The organism is Enhydrobacter sp. (assembly GCA_025808875.1).
In the GTDB taxonomy this organism is placed as follows: Bacteria; Pseudomonadota; Alphaproteobacteria; order Reyranellales; family Reyranellaceae; genus Reyranella.
The window spans coordinates 481,748-500,119 of the sequence record CP075528.1 but is presented as its reverse complement, the minus strand read 5'-3'; the positions used below and the strand labels follow the sequence as shown (position 1 = coordinate 500,119).

General features: G+C 67.7%; 14 protein-coding genes. 9 read left to right on the top strand and 5 right to left on the bottom strand.

Translation table 11 applies throughout. The features are described from left to right. Window positions 1-4 precede the first annotated feature (4 nt). Window positions 5-1,198: a CoA transferase gene (locus KIT25_02395; GenBank protein ID UYN95820.1), complete on the bottom strand. Its 1,194-nt coding sequence runs from the start codon at window positions 1,196-1,198 to the stop codon at window positions 5-7. 205 nt (window positions 1,199-1,403) lie between these two features. On the opposite strand from KIT25_02395, the gene KIT25_02390 reads away from it, so the two are divergent. Then, on the top strand, window positions 1,404-1,709 hold the full coding sequence (locus KIT25_02390; GenBank protein UYN95819.1) for a hypothetical protein: 306 nt from the start codon (window positions 1,404-1,406) through the stop codon (window positions 1,707-1,709). A gap of 16 nt (window positions 1,710-1,725) precedes the next feature. Here the strand turns inward: KIT25_02390 and KIT25_02385 are convergent, their stop codons facing one another. Continuing rightward, a complete protein-coding gene (locus KIT25_02385) occupies window positions 1,726-4,944 on the bottom strand; it encodes an AAA family ATPase (GenBank protein UYN95818.1) in 3,219 nt (1,072 codons plus the stop codon). Between the two features lie 95 nt (window positions 4,945-5,039). On the opposite strand from KIT25_02385, the gene KIT25_02380 reads away from it, so the two are divergent. From KIT25_02380 to KIT25_02365, 4 genes are all read left to right on the top strand, one after another. Continuing rightward, complete coding sequence (locus tag KIT25_02380) at window positions 5,040-5,891, top strand: class I SAM-dependent methyltransferase (GenBank protein ID UYN95817.1); 852 nt, start codon at window positions 5,040-5,042, stop codon at window positions 5,889-5,891. Between the two features lie 232 nt (window positions 5,892-6,123). After that, window positions 6,124-7,809: a 2-isopropylmalate synthase gene (gene leuA, locus KIT25_02375; GenBank protein UYN97796.1), complete on the top strand. Its 1,686-nt coding sequence runs from the start codon at window positions 6,124-6,126 to the stop codon at window positions 7,807-7,809. A gap of 9 nt (window positions 7,810-7,818) precedes the next feature. Further along, the gene (locus KIT25_02370; GenBank protein UYN95816.1) at window positions 7,819-9,219 is read left to right on the top strand and encodes a TldD/PmbA family protein; all 1,401 of its coding nucleotides are present in this window, start codon (window positions 7,819-7,821) and stop codon (window positions 9,217-9,219) included. 12 nt (window positions 9,220-9,231) lie between these two features. Next, the gene (locus KIT25_02365) at window positions 9,232-10,431 is read left to right on the top strand and encodes a lytic murein transglycosylase (GenBank protein ID UYN95815.1); all 1,200 of its coding nucleotides are present in this window, start codon (window positions 9,232-9,234) and stop codon (window positions 10,429-10,431) included. Here the strand turns inward: KIT25_02365 and KIT25_02360 are convergent. Next, window positions 10,400-11,371, bottom strand: a complete 972-nt coding sequence (locus KIT25_02360; protein UYN95814.1) for a diacylglycerol kinase family lipid kinase — start codon at window positions 11,369-11,371, stop codon at window positions 10,400-10,402. The two genes, KIT25_02365 and KIT25_02360, sit on opposite strands and share 32 nt — an antisense overlap. Window positions 11,372-11,491: 120 nt before the next feature. On the opposite strand from KIT25_02360, the gene KIT25_02355 reads away from it, so the two are divergent. Both KIT25_02355 and KIT25_02350 read left to right on the top strand, forming a co-directional pair. Continuing rightward, window positions 11,492-12,322: a UDP-2,3-diacylglucosamine diphosphatase gene (locus KIT25_02355; protein ID UYN95813.1), complete on the top strand. Its 831-nt coding sequence runs from the start codon at window positions 11,492-11,494 to the stop codon at window positions 12,320-12,322. Between the two features lie 6 nt (window positions 12,323-12,328). After that, window positions 12,329-13,378 carry a glycosyltransferase family 1 protein gene (locus KIT25_02350; GenBank protein UYN95812.1) on the top strand — a complete coding sequence of 350 codons (1,050 nt, stop codon included), beginning with the start codon at window positions 12,329-12,331 and terminating at the stop codon, window positions 13,376-13,378. On the opposite strand, the gene KIT25_02345 is transcribed toward KIT25_02350, so the two are convergent. Further along, a complete protein-coding gene (locus KIT25_02345) occupies window positions 13,375-14,106 on the bottom strand; it encodes a ribonuclease activity regulator RraA (protein ID UYN95811.1) in 732 nt (243 codons plus the stop codon). The two genes, KIT25_02350 and KIT25_02345, sit on opposite strands and share 4 nt — an antisense overlap. A gap of 11 nt (window positions 14,107-14,117) precedes the next feature. Further along, window positions 14,118-15,572 (bottom strand): exodeoxyribonuclease VII large subunit, encoded by a 1,455-nt coding sequence (locus tag KIT25_02340; GenBank protein ID UYN95810.1) that lies wholly within the window; start codon window positions 15,570-15,572, stop codon window positions 14,118-14,120. Between the two features lie 58 nt (window positions 15,573-15,630). On the opposite strand from KIT25_02340, the gene purD reads away from it, so the two are divergent. After that, on the top strand, window positions 15,631-16,905 hold the full coding sequence (gene purD / locus KIT25_02335; protein UYN95809.1) for a phosphoribosylamine--glycine ligase: 1,275 nt from the start codon (window positions 15,631-15,633) through the stop codon (window positions 16,903-16,905). Window positions 16,906-17,243: 338 nt separating this feature from the next. Continuing rightward, on the top strand, window positions 17,244-18,371 hold the full coding sequence (locus KIT25_02330; GenBank protein ID UYN95808.1) for an MBL fold metallo-hydrolase: 1,128 nt from the start codon (window positions 17,244-17,246) through the stop codon (window positions 18,369-18,371). The last annotated feature ends 1 nt before the right edge of the window (window position 18,372 follow it).

The window sequence follows — 18,372 nt, the reverse complement described above, 5'->3', positions numbered from 1 at the left end:
GCGACTATGTCGCCTTGGTCGCGCCCGATTTCAGCATGGCGTCGATCTCCGCAGCGGTAAAGCCGGCTTCGCGCAGCACTTCGACGCTGTGCTCGCCGAGCCGCGGCTGCAGCCGTGTAATCTCCGGTTTGGTCTTGCTGAATCGCGGCGGTATGTCCGGCATCCTGAGCCTGCCTTCAGTCGGATGGTCGACCTCTTTCCAAAAGCCGGTCGCCTGCAGCTGCGGATCGACGAACAGGTCCTCGAGCGTGTTGACCGGGCCGTGCGGGACGTTCGACTTCTTCAGGAGCTCGACCCATTCGGCATTGGTGCGCTCCGCGCACAGCGTGGCGAGCGTGCCATAGTAGGCCTCCACGTTCTTCAGGCGGTTGGCGAGCGAGGTGAAGCGGGGATCCTTGGCCAAGTCCTCGCGGCCGACCAACATGCAGAACTCCTTCCAGTGGCTGTCGGTATAGGGCAGCAGGGCGAAGAACCCGTCCTTCGACGGATAAGGCCGACGTTCCTTGTTGAGGACGCGCTTGTAGCCCGCGGTCTCGAGCGCCGGCCGGAAGCTTTCGCCGTAAAGGTGCTCGACCATGACGAAGGAGACGAGCGTTTCGTACATCGGTACTTCGACGGCTTGTCCCTTGCCCGTGCGCTCGCGCGCGAACAGCGCCGCCAGCAGAGCCGACACCACTCCGTTGGAACTGGTCTTGTCGGCCACGATCGTCGGCAGGAACCGCGGCTGCCCGGCCACCACGGTTTGCAGGGCGGCAAGGCCCGAGCCGGCCTGGATGATGTCGTCATAGGCTGCCTTGGCGCCCATCGGGCCTGCGGCGCGGTAGCCATAGGTCGCCAGGTAGACCAGGCGCGGATTGATCCTCTCGAAAGCTTCGTATTCCACGCCCAGCCGCTTGGCGGGATCCGGCCGATAGTTGTGCATCAGCACGTCGGCCGTTTCGGCGAGTTTGAAGAGGGCCTTGCGGCCGGCCTCCTGTTTGAGATCGAGCACGATCGAACGCTTGGAGCGGTTGCAGCCCAGGTAGAAGGCGGCCATGCCGGGATGCCGCGCCGGACCGAGCTGTCGGGTGGTGTCGCCTTCCGGCGGCTCGATCTTGATGACGTCGGCGCCAAGATCGCCGAGTTGCTGGGCCGCCCAGGGTCCGAGCACGACCGTGGTGCAGTCGAGAATCCTCACGCCGGCCAAAGGACCCGCCATCGCGTCTCTCCCTCCCATTCATTTCCGGCGCGCATCATAGCCCGCAAGGACGGGAAACTGAGCGGCAAATGCCGGCGCCATTCCGCATCCACTCATCGTCGCGCCCGCCGTTGTGGTCAAATTGTGCCCGGCACACCGCCGCCATAATCCCCGCTGAATCTCCGATAAGCAGGCGGTCCCTGCGAGCCGCCCGAAGGAGAGAGCGATGCGACAGGACCTTGGATCGAACACGTCGAAAGGACGCAGCTGGTGGACGGCCGTCGTCGCCGGTGTCGCGGTTCTGGGTGCCGCAGGCGCCGCGGAAGCCGGCGAGGGCCATTGGAAGAAGAAGCATGGGCGGCACTTCGTGCCGCCGGGCCACGTCTACTACGTGACGCCAATGCAGATGTACCCCTACTACATGAAACCCGCACCGGTCGTGGTCTATCCCGAGCCGGTCTATGTCCGGCCGCCGCCGCGCTACTACTATTACCGCCAACCGAGCATCAACGTAACTATCCCTCTGCGCTGAGCGGATGGCGCTCGCTTCACTCGCCGGCGGTCGCCGCAAGCGCCGCGCGACACGCCTCGGCTAGCGGGCGCATCGACAACCGCTCGGCGTGCTCGAGGCCGTGGCGGAACCACGCCTGCGCTTCCTCGCGCCGGCCTCGCACGAGGGCCACTTTGGCCTTCACCGCGAAGCAGTGCGCGAGCACGCCTTCCTCGCGCCGCAGGCCGACATCCCGCCGGATCGCATCGAGAATGCCATCCGCCTCCTCCTCCCGGCCGACCGCCGCGAGCGCCTCGGCCAGCCACACCTTGGTCAGGCCGTGTGCATCGGACGGCTGAAGTTTCGTGTCGTCCTGCCGGCCCATGAGCAACGCGATCGCGCCTTCGGCATCACCGGCGACGAACTTGGCGCGACCGAGCAGGCTTTGGACGAACAGCGAGACGGCAAGTGCGCCGCCCGCGCGCGCCTGGGTCAGGAGCGCCTCGAGCAACGGTACCGCCGTCGCGACGTCGGCGCGCGCTATAGCGAGCGTCGAGCGGGCGACCTGCGCGGCGGCGATCGAGTAGAGGTCGCGCGTTTCCGCCGACAGCGCGAGCAGATCCTGCAGCCGGCGGGCGGCCTCGTCCAACCGACCGAGCTCGCAGAGCGTGGCAACGAGATATCCGCCGCCCAGCACCGACGTGGTCGCCACGGTGCCGATGCGCTCGAAGCGCAGATCGCCGTCGAGCAGTTCGCAACTCGAGGCGAGCGACGTCGCCGCACCGACATAGTCGCCGATGGCATAGAGGCCAAGGCCGAGGCGAAACATCGCCAGCGCGCGCAGCCGCACGTCGCCAGATCGTTCGGCGATGTCGAGACTGCGCCGCGCCGTCGCGATCGCCCCGGCGTTGTCGCCTTCTACCCAGCATTGGGCGGACTGCTCGGCCCAAACCCAGGCAAGCCGCGTTCGATCATCGATGGACCGCGCCAGTTCCTCGGCACGAGACAACGCAGCGCGTGTTTCGCTTGCCTCGCCACCCGTCGCGAACAGCAACGCCCGCAGAGCACGCAAGCCGTCGATGGCCCGCTCGGTCGCCTCCTTGGATCGAGTGCCGCGATCGTAGGACGCCAGCGCGGCACGCGTGCCCGCGATCGCCTCGTGATAGGAGCCGCGCGCCAACGCCCGCTCCGCCGCCGTTGCCTGGTACAATGCCGCCTTGTCCCATAACTCCGCGGCCTCGGCATGCAGCGCGAGCCACTCCGTCTGCTCGACGGCACGCTGGCCGAAATGACTTTCCAAAGCGTCGAAGATGCGTCGATGTGCCTCGATCCGGCGCGTCCTGGTCAGGGAATCGTGCGCCACCTCGCGCACCAGGGCGTGCGCGAAGACGTACTCGACGTCGGGGTAAAGGCTTTCTTGCACCAGAATCTCGGCGGCCACGGCCTCGCGCAACGCGCCCTCGGTCGCGGCGTGCGATTGCCCCGACACTGCCGTCGCCAGCCACAGCGGAATTCCGCGCGCCACCATCGACAAGGTCCGCAGCAGTTCGACGCATTCAGGCGAGCGGCGGTCGATACGCGACGCGATGACGTCGTGCACCGACGGCGGAACGCTGATCGATTCCGGCGCCTCCCAGCAGGCGTAACGACGCCGCGGACCTGTCTCCTGCTCGACCAGTCCTGTGAGGACTCCGTGCTGCGCCATCGAGCGCACGCACTCCTCGACGAACAGGGGATTGCCGCCGACACGCGCCGTCAACCGCTCGATCAGCCGCTCCGTTTCGGCGCCTTCGACGAACCAGGCGCGTAGCGCGCGGCGTACGTCGTCGTCGGAGAGCGGCGCCATGCGCAGCCGTGCGCCGCCGAGCGAAGCCAGCCAGGAATCGTCGTAGTCGGCGCGATAGGTCAGGACGACCAGCAGCGGGACCTCCCGCGTGAGCGCCGCGATCGCCCGCAGGACCTCCTCGCTCTCGCGATCGATCCAGTGCAGATCCTCGAACGCCAGCACGCGCGGCGCGCGGGCGGTCATGACACGCGTCAGCCGCAGGCAGGCGTCGCGTGCCGCCACCTGCTTGCGGCGCGGGTCCATGGCGAGCCATTGCGGCGTCGCTGCCGCCAGAGACAGCAGCGAGGCGAAAAACGGCGCGTCGATTCTCAGGGACGGATCGAGCTCGCCGAGGATCGCAGCGACCTGGTCGGGCACCGCACGAGGATCGTCGCCGTCGATGGTCGCAAACATCGTGCGCAGCGCCGATGCCAGCGCATGGTAGGGGATGTTGCGCCCCATCGCCGTGGTGCCGGCGAAGGTGGTGCGCCGCGACGCGCCGAGCTTGCGCTCGGCCAGGGCGCTGTAGACGAGGCGCGACTTGCCGAGCCCGGCCTCGCCGCAGATGCCGATCAATCCGCCGCGCCCGCGCTCGAGCGCGGCCAGGGCCGCATCCAGCGTCGCACGCTCGGTCTCGCGATCGACGAACGGCGCGCGATCGCGCGTCGCCGCGGCCTGCCAGCGGGAGCGATAGAGCGAGGCGCCGATCGCCTCGTAGGTCTCTACCGGCAGCTCGGTGCTCCTGGTCTCGCGCCGGCCGAGGTTGCGAGTCTCGACGAGGCCCTGTGTCAGGGCCTGTGTCTCGCCGGTCAGATAGACCGAACCCGGCGGCGCCATCTGCTCCATGCGGGCGGCGAGGTGGACGACTGGCCCCACGACATCGACCTCGAGGCCGATGTCGGACGTGACCGTTCGATACAGCACGTCGCCCGAATTCAGGCCGACGCGCACCGTCTCGCCCAAACCCGCGTCGCGCAGCTCGCGTTGCATGCCGAGTGCAGCGAAGCAGGCCCGAACGGCGTGATCCTCGTGCGCGACAGGCGCACCGAACAGCGCCAGGATGCCGTCGCCCATGCGACGGCACACCACGCCCTCATAACGATGGACCAGCCGCACCATGATCTGCACCGCGGGCTCCAGCCGGGTCAGGGCCGTCTCCGGATCGAGGCCCTGGATCGCCGCCGTCGAACCCTTGAGATCGGCGAACAGCACGGTCACACGCTTGCGCTCGCCGTCACCGAGGCGGCGCTGCACGGCGGCTGTGCGCATGACGTGTTGCGGGCGCACCGACAACGGATGTACCACGAGGGCGCTGCCGCAGCCGGCGCAGAACCGGTCATCCGGCGTGTTGGCGAACCCGCAACTACCACACTGCAGCACGAGTTGGGCGCCGCAGGCCGTGCAGAAGCGGCCTCCGGGCTTGGTCTCGGTTCTGCAGGTCGGGCACAGCATCGATGCCCCCCTTGCTTCCCCCGTCATCTCGTCGCCGCGCTTGCCGGAATGCCGATCATCTGGTTAACCGCCCGCCGAGGGGAGGCACGCCTTCGATGATCGCCGAGACTTTCCTGTGGCTGGTCAACCGCACGCCCGCGCTGCGGCGCGCCTTCTGGCGCGGCTTTTTCGACCTGGTGGCGGCGCGGACCGGCGACGCCCACTGGTGGACGCTGATGAACTACGGCTTTGCCGACCCCGCCGGGGACGACGCACCTTTCGCGCTGCAACCACGCGACGAGGTCGAGCGCTATCCGATCGCACTCTATCGCCACGTGTCCGGACTGGCGCCGATCGCCGGCCGCGAGGTGCTCGAAGTCGGCAGCGGGCGCGGTGGCGGTGCGTCGTATGTCGCGCGCTACGCCAGGCCGCGGCGCATGGTGGGCATAGACATCAGCGGCAAGGCGGTGGCGTTCTGCAACAGGCAACATGAGGTCGACAACTTACACTTTCGCGTCGGCGACGCCGAGACTCTTCCGTTCGCCGATGCGAGTTTCGATTCCGTCATCAACGTTGAATCTTCCTTCTGCTACCCCTCGCTCGACCGCTTTCTCGCCGAAGTGAAGCGCGTGCTGCGACCGGGCGGCCACCTGCACTACGCCGACCTGCGCCTGATCGGCGAAGTCGACGACTGGCAGGCCACGATCGAGCGCAGCGGCCTCGAGCGGATCGTCGAGCGCGACATCACGGCCAATGTCGTCGAGGCCTTGCGTCGCGACAGCGCCCGCCGCCGCCTCGGTGGCCGCCGTCTGCTGGGCAGCCGGCTCGCACCCTTGGCCGACCTCTTCACCGGCGTCGACGGCACGCGAATTCCGGCCCTGCTGGCGAATGGCGGCATGGTCTATCGCAGCTTCCTGCTCAGGAAGGCAGCCGAACCGGCGGCTCCGGCGGCCTACGCGGCGGGTTGACGGCGGACGGCAAATCGGGGAATGTCGCGTCCGACATGCTGCGACTGACGACGCTTCGACTTATTGGCTGATCCGCCGCCCCGTTTCGCCGGGGCCCTGCGGATCGCTCGTCGTTGCCGTCTCGTTCACCACCACCAGTCGCCGCCATCTTTCCAGTCCATCGCAGTGTTCGCTTAGAGCCATTCCGGCCGTGCGCGGCGCGAGGAGCCTTTCGATGTCAGCCCAGAAACCCATGATGCCCGCCGCCACCGGGAAATACGTGCCGTTCAAGCCGATCGACCTGAAGGATCGACGATGGCCCAATGCCGTCATCACCAAGCCGCCGATCTGGTGCGCGGTCGATCTGCGCGACGGCAACCAGGCGCTGATCGAGCCCATGGACTCCGACCGCAAGACCCGGATGTTCAAGCTGCTCTGCACGATGGGCTTCAAGGAGATCGAGGTCGGCTTCCCCGCGGCGTCCGAGACCGATTTCGACTTCGTGCGCGAACTCATCGAGAGGCGGATGATCCCGGACGACGTCACCATCCAGGTTCTGACGCAAAGCCGGCCCGAGTTGATCGAGCGCACCTTCGAGGCCTGCCGCGGCGCCAGGCGCGCCATCGTCCACCTCTACAACTCGACCTCGACCCTGCAGCGCCGCGTCGTGTTCGGCATGGACTATGGCGGCATCATCGACATCGCCGTGTCCGGCGCCAAGCTCGTCAAGCAGCTGGCGGACGCCGATAGCAGGACCGAATGGGTCTACGAGTACTCGCCCGAAAGCTTCACGGGCACGGAACTCGAGTTCGCGCGCGACATCTGTGCCGCAGTCGGCGACGTCTACCGTCCGACGCCGCAGAAGAAGATGATCGTCAATCTGCCGGCCACGGTCGAGATGTCGTCGGCCAACATCTACGCCGACCAGATCGAATGGTGCCATCGCAACTTCAAGTATCGCGATTCCATCATTCTCAGCCTGCATCCTCACAACGACCGTGGCACCGGCGTGGCCGCCGCCGAGCTCGGCTACATGGCGGGTGCCGAGCGCATCGAAGGCTGCCTGTTCGGCAACGGCGAGCGCACCGGCAACGTCGACCTGGTGACCTTGGGCCTCAACATGTTCACTCAGGGCGTCGATCCCGAGATCGACTACTCCAATATCAACGAAATCCGCCAGACCGTGGAGTACTGCAACCAGCTGCCCGTCCACCCCCGCCATCCCTACGGCGGCGATCTGGTGTTCACCGCCTTCTCGGGGTCGCATCAGGACGCCATCAACAAGGGCTTCAAGGCGCTGCAGAGTTCCAACAGCAAGATCTGGGAGGTGCCCTACCTGCCGATCGATCCGGCCGATCTCGGGCGCACCTACGAGGCGATCATCAGGATCAACAGCCAATCGGGCAAGGGCGGCGTCGCCTACATCCTGAAGACCGACTACGGCATCGACATGCCGCGGCTCCTGCAGGTCGAGTTCTCCAGGATCATCCAGCAGATCGCCGACGAAACGGGCAAGGAAATCCTGCCGTCGCTGATCTGGGACACCTTCCGCAAGGAGTATCTCGACAATCGCGCGCCGGTCGACTTCGTCAGCCACACCACGGTGCCGGAGCCCGGCCATCCCGACGTGCGCCTGATCGATGCCGAGGTCACCTTCCGGGGCAAGAAGCAGAAGGTGAGCGGTCGCGGCAACGGCCCGATCGCGGGATATGTCGACGCCCTCGCCAGGGGCTGCGGCATCCAGATCAGGGTGCGCGACTACCATCAGCACGCCACCGGGGCCGGTTCCGACGCCCAGGCGGTGAGCTTCATCGAGGCGGAGACCGGCGATGGGCGCGTGCTGTGGGGCGTCGGCATGGACACCAATATCGTCGCGGCGTCGCTCAAGGCAGTGACCTGCGCGGCCAACCGCTCGACGAAGGCTGGCCAGACCGCGTAGAAGGTGCGCATGGCCACACGCGGGAAGTCGACGACCAGGACAAAGGGCGGGCAGCGGAGCAAGCCCGCGGGCAGGAGCGCACCCGACGCGAACCTGCTCGCCGACCTGATGAAGTGGGCGACGGCCGCCGGCGCGGACGCGGCCGACGCGCTCTATGTCAACGGCGAGGCGATTTCCGTCGGACAACGGCTCGGCAGGCGCGAGAAGCTCGAGAGCAGCGAAGGCCGCGATCTCGGCCTGCGCGTCTTCGTCGGCAAACGGCAAGCCTTCGTCTCGTCGACCGACTTCGACCCCAAAGCGCTCAGGGCGTTGGCCGGGCGCGCCGTCGACATGGCGCGCGCGGTGCCGGAGGACCCGGTGTGCGGCATCGCTCCGGAGGAGTTGGTCGTCGACGACTGGCCCGACCTCGATCTCGACGACCGACGTCGCCCGTCGGCCAAGGCCCTGATGGCGTTGGCGGAAGAGGCCGAGGACACGGCCCGCGCCGTCAAGGGAGTCACCAACTCCGAGGGCGCCGAGGCGAGTTGGGGGCGCACGTCGATCAGGCTCGCCGCCAGCAATGGCTTCTCGGGTAGCTACAAGCGGAGCGGCTATTCGCTGTCCTGCGCCGTGCTGGCCGGCGAGGGCACCGGCATGGAGCGCGACTACGAATGGTCGAGCGCCGTGCATTTCGACGACCTGATGCCGGCCGCCAGGGTCGGCCGCAATGCCGGCCGCTTCGCCGTGGAGCGGCTCAACCCGCGCAAGGCCGTCAGCGCACGACTGCCGGTGGTCTACGACCGTCGTGTCGCCGGCAGCCTGATCGGGCACCTCGCCGGCGCCATCAACGGCCGGGCGGTGGCGCGCGGCACCTCGTTTCTCAAGGACAGGATGGGCGAACGGATCTTCGCCGCGGGAATCCGCATCGTCGACAATCCGCGCCGCAAGCGCGGCCTCGGCAGCCGGCCGTTCGACGCCGAGGGCTTGGCCACCAGGCGTTTTGCCGTGATCGACGACGGCGTGCTGACGACGTGGTTGCTCGACCTTGCCGCCGCCCGCCAGCTCAAGCTCGAGCCGACCGGCCATGCAACGCGCGGCACCTCCGGACCACCCGCGCCGTCGACCTCGAACTTCTATCTCGAGAAGGGCAAGGTCTCAGTCGACGACCTGATCGCCGACATCAAGAGCGGACTCTACATCACCGACCTGATCGGCTTCGGCGTCAACGCCGTCACCGGCGACTACAGCCGCGGCGCCTCGGGCTTCTGGATCGAGAACGGCAAGCGCGCCTGGCCGGTGAGCGGCATCACCGTCGCCGGCAACCTCCGGGACATGTTCCTGAACCTCACCCCGGCGAGCGATCTTCAGTTCAGGAGCTCGACCAATGCGCCGACCGTGAGAATCGAGGGCATGACCATCGCCAGCGCGTGATAGACTGGCGCCATGCCCTCCCTCCTTCGATTGAAGCTGATCGCCGCAACGACGGCCCTACTCGCAACGCCTTCATTCGCCCAGAGTGAATTCCGCGATTGCCTGCAAAGCATCAGGACCGACGCCATCCGCCAGGGCGTGCCGTCGGCAGTGGCCGACCGCGCCTTCCAGGGACTGACGCCCGACCAAAAGGTGGTCGATCTCGATTCGCGGCAGCCGGAATTCTCGCTCACCTATGCCCGCTACATCGGCAACTCGGTGACGCCGGAGCGTATCGCCCGCGGCCAGCAGAAGATGGCGCAGCATCGCGGCCTGCTCGACCAGCTCGAGCGCGAGTACGGCGTGCCGCCGCAGTATCTCATGGCCTTCTGGGGACTCGAAACCAACTACGGCTCGTTCATGGGCGACTTCCAGGTCGTCCGCTCGGTGGCGACGCTCGCCTGCATGACGCGGCGTGCCGCCTTTTTCGCCAACGAAACCGTGCAGGCGCTGCGCATCCTCGCGATGAACCACATGACGAGTCAGCAGATGCGCGGCTCGTGGGCGGGCGCGATGGGCAACATGCAGTTCATGCCCTCGACCTTCACCAAGTGGGCGGTCGACCGCGACGGCAATGGCAAGGTCGACATCTGGAACAGCGTGCCTGATGCCATGGCGTCGGCCGCCAACTTCCTGCGCGGCATCGGCTTCAAGCCGGGCCTGCCTTCGAGCGACGAAGTCACGTTGCCGCAAAATTTTCCGCTCGACGAGGCCGACGCCTCGGTCGAGAAGCCAGTGCGCACCTGGGCGGCGATGGGCGTCAGGCTGTCGGGCGGGCGCCCGCTGCCGGCGGTCGACACGCCTTCCTCGATCATCCTGCCGGCGGGATGGCGCGGCCCGGCGTTCATCATCTATCCCAACTTCAAGGCGGTGATGAACTGGAACCGCTCCACGCTCTACGCGCTCGCGGTGGGCGTCCTGGCACGGCAGATCGCCGGCGGCCCGGCCGTCATGCAGGCACCGCCGTCCGACGACGAACCGATCGCGCGCGACACCGTCATCGACATGCAGACGCGCCTGGCTCGCCTCGGCTTCTATTCCGACGAGGTCGACGGGCTGCTCGGCCCGAAGACCCGCTCGGGCCTGCGGCTCTTTCAAAAGCAGATCGGTCTGCCGGCCGACGGCCATCCCACCCAGGACGTCATCCGCCGCCTGCAGCAGGCCGTGCGATAGGCGACGGTTTCGAGGGCTGCCCCCCGGTGTCGTCGCCCGGCCGGGGATGCAGCAACCGCACCGTTGCCGGCGCCAGGCCGATCGAAAGCGGCAGGCCGAGCGCATCGTCGCCGTCGATCTGGACCGGTTCTCGTCCGGGCTCGACGATGGCGCGAATCTCGACACGGCGGCCGGTCACGACGCGATAGCCTGCCATGTGCTGCAGCCGGCCGGTGAGCAACGCCGCGCCGAAACGCAGCACCTGCAGCCGGCCCCAGCGCTCGAACAGACAGACATGGAGCATCGGCTCGCCCAGAGAAGCCCCGCGCGCGACCACGTAGGGGCCGGCGTAGTGTCGGCTGCGCGTGACAATGGCCGACGCCGCCTCGCTGGCCACGCCGTCCACCTCGACCGAATAGCGGATCGGCCGATAGCGCAACATCTCGACCAGTGAGCGCCAGACATAGGCGCCGCGGCCCAGTCTCCGCTTCAGTCGGGCACCGACGCCGGCCACCACCTTGGCATCGAAGCCGACGCCCGCCATCAGCGTGAAGCAACGCGATGTCTCGATGTCGCGGGCCAGGCCCGGCGCGACGTCGATCGCCTCGCCCGCCACGATGGCGCGCACGATCGTCCGCGCCGAAGGGCTCAGCCCCAGCTCATGGGCCAGGACGTTGGCAGTGCCGAGCGGCACGATGGCGAGCGACGGTCCGCGAGCCGTCCGGGATGCCAGGCCGTTGACGGCTTCGTTGATGGTGCCGTCGCCACCGGCGACCGCCAGCACGCCATAGCGTGAGGCATCGCAGGCCGCCGCCAGCCGCGCGGCATCGCCGCGCGCTTCGGTGTCGACGAGATCGACCGTCCAGCCCTCGGCACGCAGCCGCCGCACCACGTCGTCGACCAATCCCCGACGGCAGCGGCCGGCGGTCGGATTGCGGATCATCAGGACCGCCTTGGGCATCGCGAATGTCATCGAACCGTCACAACCGATTCACCGGCGCGCAACGGCCCACATACACAATTGGCTGCGTCGGATGCAATCGCACCCGACAGATTTTGTGGCGGTCCCGTAGTTGTCCACATGACCGTGATCGAACGTCCCCAGCCCGCACGCCACCGCGCGATCTTCATCTCCGATATCCATCTCGGAACGCGCGGCTGCCAGGCCGAGCTGTTGCTCGACTTCCTCAAGAAGAACGAGTGCGAGCAGCTCTATCTGGTCGGCGACATCGTCGACGGCTGGCGCCTGAAACGCTGGTGGTACTGGCCACAGGCCCACAACGACGTGGTGCAGAAAATCCTGCGCAAGGCGCGCAAGGGCACACAGGTCACCTACATTCCCGGCAACCACGACGAAGCGGCACGGCAATACTGCCAGCTCACCTTCGGCGACGTGCGTGTCGAGGAAGAGACGATCCACGTCACGCCGGACGGCCGCCGCCTGCTGGTGATCCACGGCGACCAGTTCGACGGCATCGTGCGCTACGCACGCTGGCTCGCGATCCTCGGCGACTGGGCCTACAACGCGGTCCTCCGACTCAACACGCTGTTCAACTGGGCGCGCCGGCAGCTCGGCCTGCCCTACTGGTCGCTCTCGGCCTATCTCAAGCACCGGGTCAAGAACGCCGTTCAGTTCATCTCCAACTATGAACGCGCCGTCGCGACCGAGGCGCGTCGACGCGGCGTCGACGGGGTGGTCTGCGGCCACATCCATCACGCCGAGATCCGTACCATCGAGGGCGTGCTCTACTGCAACGACGGCGACTGGGTCGAGAGCTGCACGGCGCTGGTCGAGGACTTCCAGGGGCGTATGCGCATCGTGCGCTGGGCCGAGGAGCGCTCCGGTCAGCTCTCCCTGCTGCCGCGCTACGTGCCGGTGCCGCGCGCTCCGGTGCCGGTGGCGGCGGAGTAGCGGCGGTTGCGCATCGCCATCGTCTCCGACGCCTGGCGACCGCAGATCAACGGCGTCGTGCGTACCATCGAAACCGTCGTGCGTCTCCTGCAGGCCGCCGGCCACGACATCGAAGTGTTCGGGCCCGACCGCTTCCGGACGCTGCCCTGCCCGACCTATCCCGAGATCCGCCTGTCGCTGTTTCCGCGCGCGCGGCTCGATCACATGCTGAAGCTGTTCGCCCCCGATGCGATCCATCTGGTGACCGAGGGGCCGCTCGGCTGGGCGGCGCGCGCCTTCTGCCTCAAGCGCGACATTCCTTTCACCACCGCCTATCACACGCGTTTCCCCGAATACGTCCGCGCCCGCGTCCTCATCCCGATGTCGTGGAGCTATGCGCTCGTACGCCGATTTCACGCTCCTTCATCCGCCGTGCTGGTCGTCGCTCAGTCGATTCGCGATGAGCTCGCCCAGCGTGGCTTCAAGAACCTCGTGCCATGGTCGCGCGGCGTCGACATCGCGGCCTTCCGCCCACGGCCGCGCGGCGACGTCGGCGATCTGCGCCCGATCTGGCTCTATGCCGGGCGGCTGGCGATCGAGAAGAACATCAAGGCCTTCCTCGATCTCGACCTGCCGGGCAGCAAGTGGGTGGTCGGCGGCGGTCCGCAGTACAGGGAATTGAAGCGCCGCTACAAGGACGCGCGCTTCTTCGGCTCGGTCGACACCGAGGAACTTGCGCTGCGCTACAGCCAGGCCGATTGCTTCGTCTTTCCAAGCCGCACCGACACGTTCGGCCTGGTGATGGTCGAGGCGCTGGCCTCGGGCGTGCCGGTGGCGGGCTATCCGGTGCCCGGCCCGTTCGACGTCGTCACCACGCCGAAGGTCGGCGCACTGCACGAGGATCTGCGCGTGGCTTGTCTCCAGGCGGTAACCTGCTCACCCGACGACTGCCGGCGCCACGCCGAATCGTTCACCTGGGGCGGCTGCGCCCAGCAGTTCCTCGACACGTTGCAGCCCATCCCGCGCGCCGCCTGGCGGCCGCTCAAGCGACGCGTCGTGCCAAACGCGGCGTCCTAGCCGCTCGCCGGTTCACCCGCCTTCACCCACGCCTGATAGGCCTCCTTGGTCTCGTCGTTGGGCGGATAAGTGCCGGGAATCGGCCGGCCCTGGCCGATGCGGATGGCGACGAACTTCTCCAGGCGCTCCTGCTCGAAGGAATCGCGCGCCACCTCGTCGGCGAGCGCCCGCGGCACGACGATGGCACCGTCCTCGTCGGCCACGATCACGTCGCCCGGATAGACCGGCACGGCGCAGATGCCGACCGGCGTCTGCACCTCGACGGGATGGAGGTTGGCCATGCTGGGCGGCGCGGCGGCGGCGGCGCAGTAGACCGGCCAGTCGAACTTGCCGATCACCGGCGTGTCGCGCATGGCGCCGTCGCTCAGCACACCGGCCACGCCGCGCACCTTGAGCCGCAGCGCCAGGATGTCGCCCAGGGTACCGGAGCGCGTGTTGCCTTCGGTACCGATCACCAGCACGTGGCCCGCCGGGGTTTCCTCGATGGCCGTGCGCTGGGCGCTCGGCGGATCGTTGGGTGTCGGCGGCTTGTCGATATCCTCGCGGCCGGGAATGTAGCGCAGCGTGTAGGCCGGGCCGACCAGCCGCGTGGCGTTCGGATTGAGCGGCCGCACGCCGTTGATCGCGCAGTTGCGAAAGCCGCGTTTCAGCATCTGCATCGAAACCGTGGCGGTGCTGGCATACAAGAAATTCTTCGTCGTCTCGGCCGACAGCGACGCGGTGGTCATGGTATTTCCCCCTATAGAAGCGAACCCTGATTTCCCCCGCCGTCGCCGCGGCGACGCGAGACGGCCGGCCGAGGCGCGGCGCGGGGGCTATCGGTGACTCGTGCGCCGACGCGGCCGTCGGCGAACTCGATGCTGATCGTGTTGCCGGGTTGCGCGCCGGCCGCGGCGAGCAGTGGCCTGTCGTCCTGGTCGCGCACCAGCGCGAAGCCGCGGTTCAGCACCGAATGAAAGGAATAGCTCTCGAGCAGCTTGCCGAGCTGGTCGATGCGGACACCGTTGCGCTCGACCAGCTCGCGTCCGCAGCGCCGAAGACGCTCGACATACTGCTCGAGCCGATCGCCCGTCCGTTCGATCTTCTGGCGTGTGTCGCTCCTGTAGCGTTCGGCCGCCGAGCGCAACGCACGCGCCTCTCCAGCAAGCAGCTGCTGCTTCACCTCGATGACGCGACGCGGGCCGCTGCGAAGCCGCTCGTCGGCGACATCGAGGCGCTGCTGGTATTCCTCGATCAGGCGACGAGGATCGCCGAGGCCGCGCGCCAGGCCGGCGAGCTCGGTGCCGGCCTCGCGCAGCGAGCGGTTCATGCACGACATGATGCGCTTGCCGAAGTCGAGCACCTCGGCGAGCAGGTCGACGCGCACCGGCACCGCCATCTCGGCTGCCGCCGTCGGCGTCGGCGCGCGACGGTCGGCGGCGAAGTCGATCAGGGTGGTGTCGGTCTCGTGGCCGACCGCGGAGATCAGCGGGATCGTCGAGGCCGCGGCGGCCCGCACCACGACCTCCTCGTTGAACGCCCAGAGATCCTCCAGGCTGCCCCCGCCGCGCGCCACGATGAGCACGTCGGGACGCGGCACCGAGCCCCCTTCGGACAGGCGGTTGAAGCCCGCGATCGCCGCCGCCACCTCGCCCGCCGCCTTTTCGCCCTGCACGGCCACGGGCCACACCAGCACGCGGCGCGGGAAGCGGTCGGCGAGCCGGTGGAGGATGTCGCGGACCACCGCACCGGTCGGCGACGTGACGACGCCCACCACCTCCGGCAGGAACGGCAGCTCGCGCTTGCGGTCGGCATCGAACAAGCCCTCGGCCGCCAGCTTCCTGCGCCGATCCTCCAGGAGCTTCAGCAGCGCGCCCTCGCCCGCGAGTTCCAGCCGGTCGATGATGATCTGGTAGCGCGACGAACCCGGGTAGGTGGTGATCTTGCCGGTGGCGATCACCTCCATGCCCTCCTCGATCTTGATGCCGAGGCGCGGCAGCGTGCCTTTCCAGCAGACGCCGTCGAGCACGGCATTCTCGTCCTTCAAGCGGAAATAGCAGTGTCCGGAGCGCGGAAACGACGGCTGGCTGATCTCGCCACGCACGCGCACGCGCGGAAACGCGCCCTCGAGCTGGCGCTTGAGCGCAAAGCTCAGCTCGGACACCGAGAATTCCGGGACGTTGCTGGGGGCGTTGGCGGTTTCGGGGTTATCCATCGTTCCGGCCACCCTAGCGGCTTGTGCGGTGAGCGGGAACTATGGTCAAAGCCTCGCCATGCGAATCCTGGTGGTAGGCGGCGGGGGCCGCGAACATGCGCTGTGTTGGGCGATTTCGGCCTCGCCTCTGTGCACGAAGCTGTTCTGCGCTCCGGGCAATGCCGGCATCGCACGGATTGCCGAGTGCTTCGATGTCGGCGCCGAGGACATCCCAGGCCAAGTCGCCCTGGCGCGGCGCGAAAGGATCGACTTCGTCGTGATCGGCCCCGATGCGCCGCTGGTCGCCGGCATGGCCGACGGCTTTGCAGCCGCTGGCATCAAGGTGTTCGGTCCCTCCCGGAAGGCCGCCCGGCTCGAAGGCTCCAAGAGCTTCACCAAGGAGCTTTGCCGCAAGTACGGCGTCCCGACCGCTGCCCACGAACACTTCACCGATCTGGCGAAGGCCGAAGCCTGCATCGAGGCTCGGGGCGCGCCGATCGTGGTCAAGGCCGACGGCCTCGCCGCGGGCAAGGGCGTGATCGTCGCCGAGACGGTCGACCAGGCCATCACTGCCGTGCGCGACATGCTGTCGGGCAACCGCTTCGGCGCCGCGGGCTCGTCGGTGGTGATCGAGGAATTCATGCAGGGAGAGGAAGTGAGCTTCTTCGCGCTGTGCGATGGCGAAGACGTCCTGCCGCTGATCGCCGCCCAGGACCACAAGCGCGCCTTCGACGGCGACAAGGGTCCCAACACCGGTGGCATGGGCGCCTACACGCCGGTGCCGATCTTCGATGCGACGCTGCAGAAGCGCACGATGGACGAAATCATCCTGCCCACCGTGCGCGGCATGAAGGCGATGGGCGCACCGTTCAAGGGGGTGCTCTATGCCGGCCTGATGGTCGACGAGGGTCGGCCTCGGCTGGTCGAGTACAATTGCCGCTTCGGCGATCCCGAAACCCAGCCGATGATGATGCGACTCAAGTCCGACCTTCTGCCGGCCCTCATCGCCTGCGCCGACGGCGGCCTGAAGCATCTCGACCTGCGCTGGTCGGACCAGGCCGCGCTCACCGTCATCATGGCGACAAGAGGCTATCCCGATTCCTATCCGAAGGGCAGCGAGATCCGCGGCCTCGACGCGGCCACCGAGGTCGAGGGCGTGCAGATTTTTCACGCCGGAACCAGAGCCGACGGCAGGCGCGTGTTGGCCAACGGCGGGCGCGTGCTCAACGTTACGGCAATGGCGCCGACGGTCAAGGAGGCTCGCGCCCGGGCCTATCGTGCCGTCGATCTGATCGACTGGCCGGAGGGATACTGTCGGCGCGATATCGCGTGGCGGGCGGTCGAGCGGGAGTGACGAGCCGACGGTCCATTTGTACATAAGAACGGATTTATTTGACGACGGACCGTACGGGCGGTATGGTGGCCGCGGATCCCACCGGAGCCGACCATGTCTTGCGACCAAGCGCCGACCACGCGAGCAACTCGCCACCCCCGTCCGCACTTTCCGCCAGTGCGCTACCCCTCGAGAAAGTCTCGCATCGGCCCTATCCGGTCTCCGCGAGAGGTTTCTGCGGTTTCTGCGGCGGCTTTCGCCATGCGCCAGATGCGGACATGCAGCCCGGGCTATGCGACAGACGCAGGGCAAGGTAATCGGTTGGATCGCGCGAACGGTATTAAGCTTTAGGTTCAGACATGCCCGATTCACCCGACCTGTCGCAGCGCCTGCTGGCGCAACTGCGCTTTCCCTGCGGCGACGTGCCCGAGCCCGGCGAGATCAAGAACGTCGCGCCCGGCATCTGGTGGCTGCGCATGCCGCTGCCCTTCCAGCTCAACCACATCAATCTGTGGCTGATCGAGGAGAAGGACGGCTGGACGATCGTCGACACCGGCATCAACTCGCAGCCGACGCGCGATCTCTGGGACAAGATCTTCGCCGACAAGCTCGCCGGCAAGCCGGTGAAGCGCGTCATCGCCACTCACCTCCATCCCGATCACGTCGGACTGGCAGGCTGGTTGTGCGAACGATGGGGTGCCCAGCTCTGGATGACGCTCGGCGAATACATGAGCGCCATCGCCGCGCGCAACGACTTCATCGAGAACGAGGCCGTGCGCGGCCGTCATCTGGCGCGCAACGGCGTGCCGGCCGACAAGATCGCGTTGTTCCACAGGCACAAGGGTGGCTACGCCAAGGGCGTCGTGCCGCTGCCGCCGTCGTTCCAGCGGCTGATCCACGCCCATCCGATCACGCTGGGCGGCCATCGCTGGGACGTCATCGTCGGCCGCGGTCACGCACCCGAGCACGCCTCGCTGTGGTGCCCCGAGCTCAACGTGCTGATCGCCGGTGACCAGGTGCTGCCGAAGATCAGCACCAATGTCGGCGTCTGGCCGAACGAACCGCAGGCCGATGCGCTGACCTGGTTCCTCGACGGCTTCTCGCGATTCCGCCGGTTGCCAGCCGACGCGCTCGTTCTGCCGAGCCACGGCTTCCCCTTCATCGGACTGCATACGCGGCTCGACCAGCTGGTCGCCCACCACGATGCGCGCCTCAACGACATGACCGCCGCCATCTCGCGGCGTGGCGGCGAGGGCGCGACCGGCTGGGACATGGTGCCCGTCCTCTTCCCGCGCCATCTCGACAACAACCAGGTCGTGTTCGCGTTCGGCGAGACGCTGGCGCATCTGCACTGCCTCGAGACTCGCGCGCGCGTGAAGCGTGTCGATGTCGGCGGCGTCCACCGCTTCGTCGCGCTGGTCGATCCGGCCACCGAGCCGCCCGCCGACGATTCGGACGCCGAGGTCATGGACATCGGCCAGACCTGAC

Bases quoted from the DNA above. Each gene is read 5' to 3' on its own strand.
- KIT25_02345 (UYN95811.1), bottom strand. From the start codon at position 14,106: ATGACCACCGCGTCGCTGTCGGCCGAGACGACGAAGAATTTCTTGTAT.
- KIT25_02370 (UYN95816.1), top strand. From the start codon at position 7,819: ATGGCCACACGCGGGAAGTCGACGACCAGGACAAAGGGCGGGCAGCGG.
- KIT25_02365 (UYN95815.1), top strand. From the start codon at position 9,232: ATGCCCTCCCTCCTTCGATTGAAGCTGATCGCCGCAACGACGGCCCTA.
- KIT25_02385 (UYN95818.1), bottom strand. From the start codon at position 4,944: ATGCTGTGCCCGACCTGCAGAACCGAGACCAAGCCCGGAGGCCGCTTC.
- KIT25_02355 (UYN95813.1), top strand. From the start codon at position 11,492: ATGACCGTGATCGAACGTCCCCAGCCCGCACGCCACCGCGCGATCTTC.
- KIT25_02330 (UYN95808.1), top strand. From the start codon at position 17,244: ATGCCCGATTCACCCGACCTGTCGCAGCGCCTGCTGGCGCAACTGCGC.
- KIT25_02390 (UYN95819.1), top strand. From the start codon at position 1,404: ATGCGACAGGACCTTGGATCGAACACGTCGAAAGGACGCAGCTGGTGG.
- KIT25_02360 (UYN95814.1), bottom strand. From the start codon at position 11,371: ATGCCCAAGGCGGTCCTGATGATCCGCAATCCGACCGCCGGCCGCTGC.
- KIT25_02395 (UYN95820.1), bottom strand. From the start codon at position 1,198: ATGGCGGGTCCTTTGGCCGGCGTGAGGATTCTCGACTGCACCACGGTC.
- KIT25_02380 (UYN95817.1), top strand. From the start codon at position 5,040: ATGATCGCCGAGACTTTCCTGTGGCTGGTCAACCGCACGCCCGCGCTG.
- KIT25_02340 (UYN95810.1), bottom strand. From the start codon at position 15,572: ATGGATAACCCCGAAACCGCCAACGCCCCCAGCAACGTCCCGGAATTC.
- purD (UYN95809.1), top strand. From the start codon at position 15,631: ATGCGAATCCTGGTGGTAGGCGGCGGGGGCCGCGAACATGCGCTGTGT.
- leuA (UYN97796.1), top strand. From the start codon at position 6,124: ATGATGCCCGCCGCCACCGGGAAATACGTGCCGTTCAAGCCGATCGAC.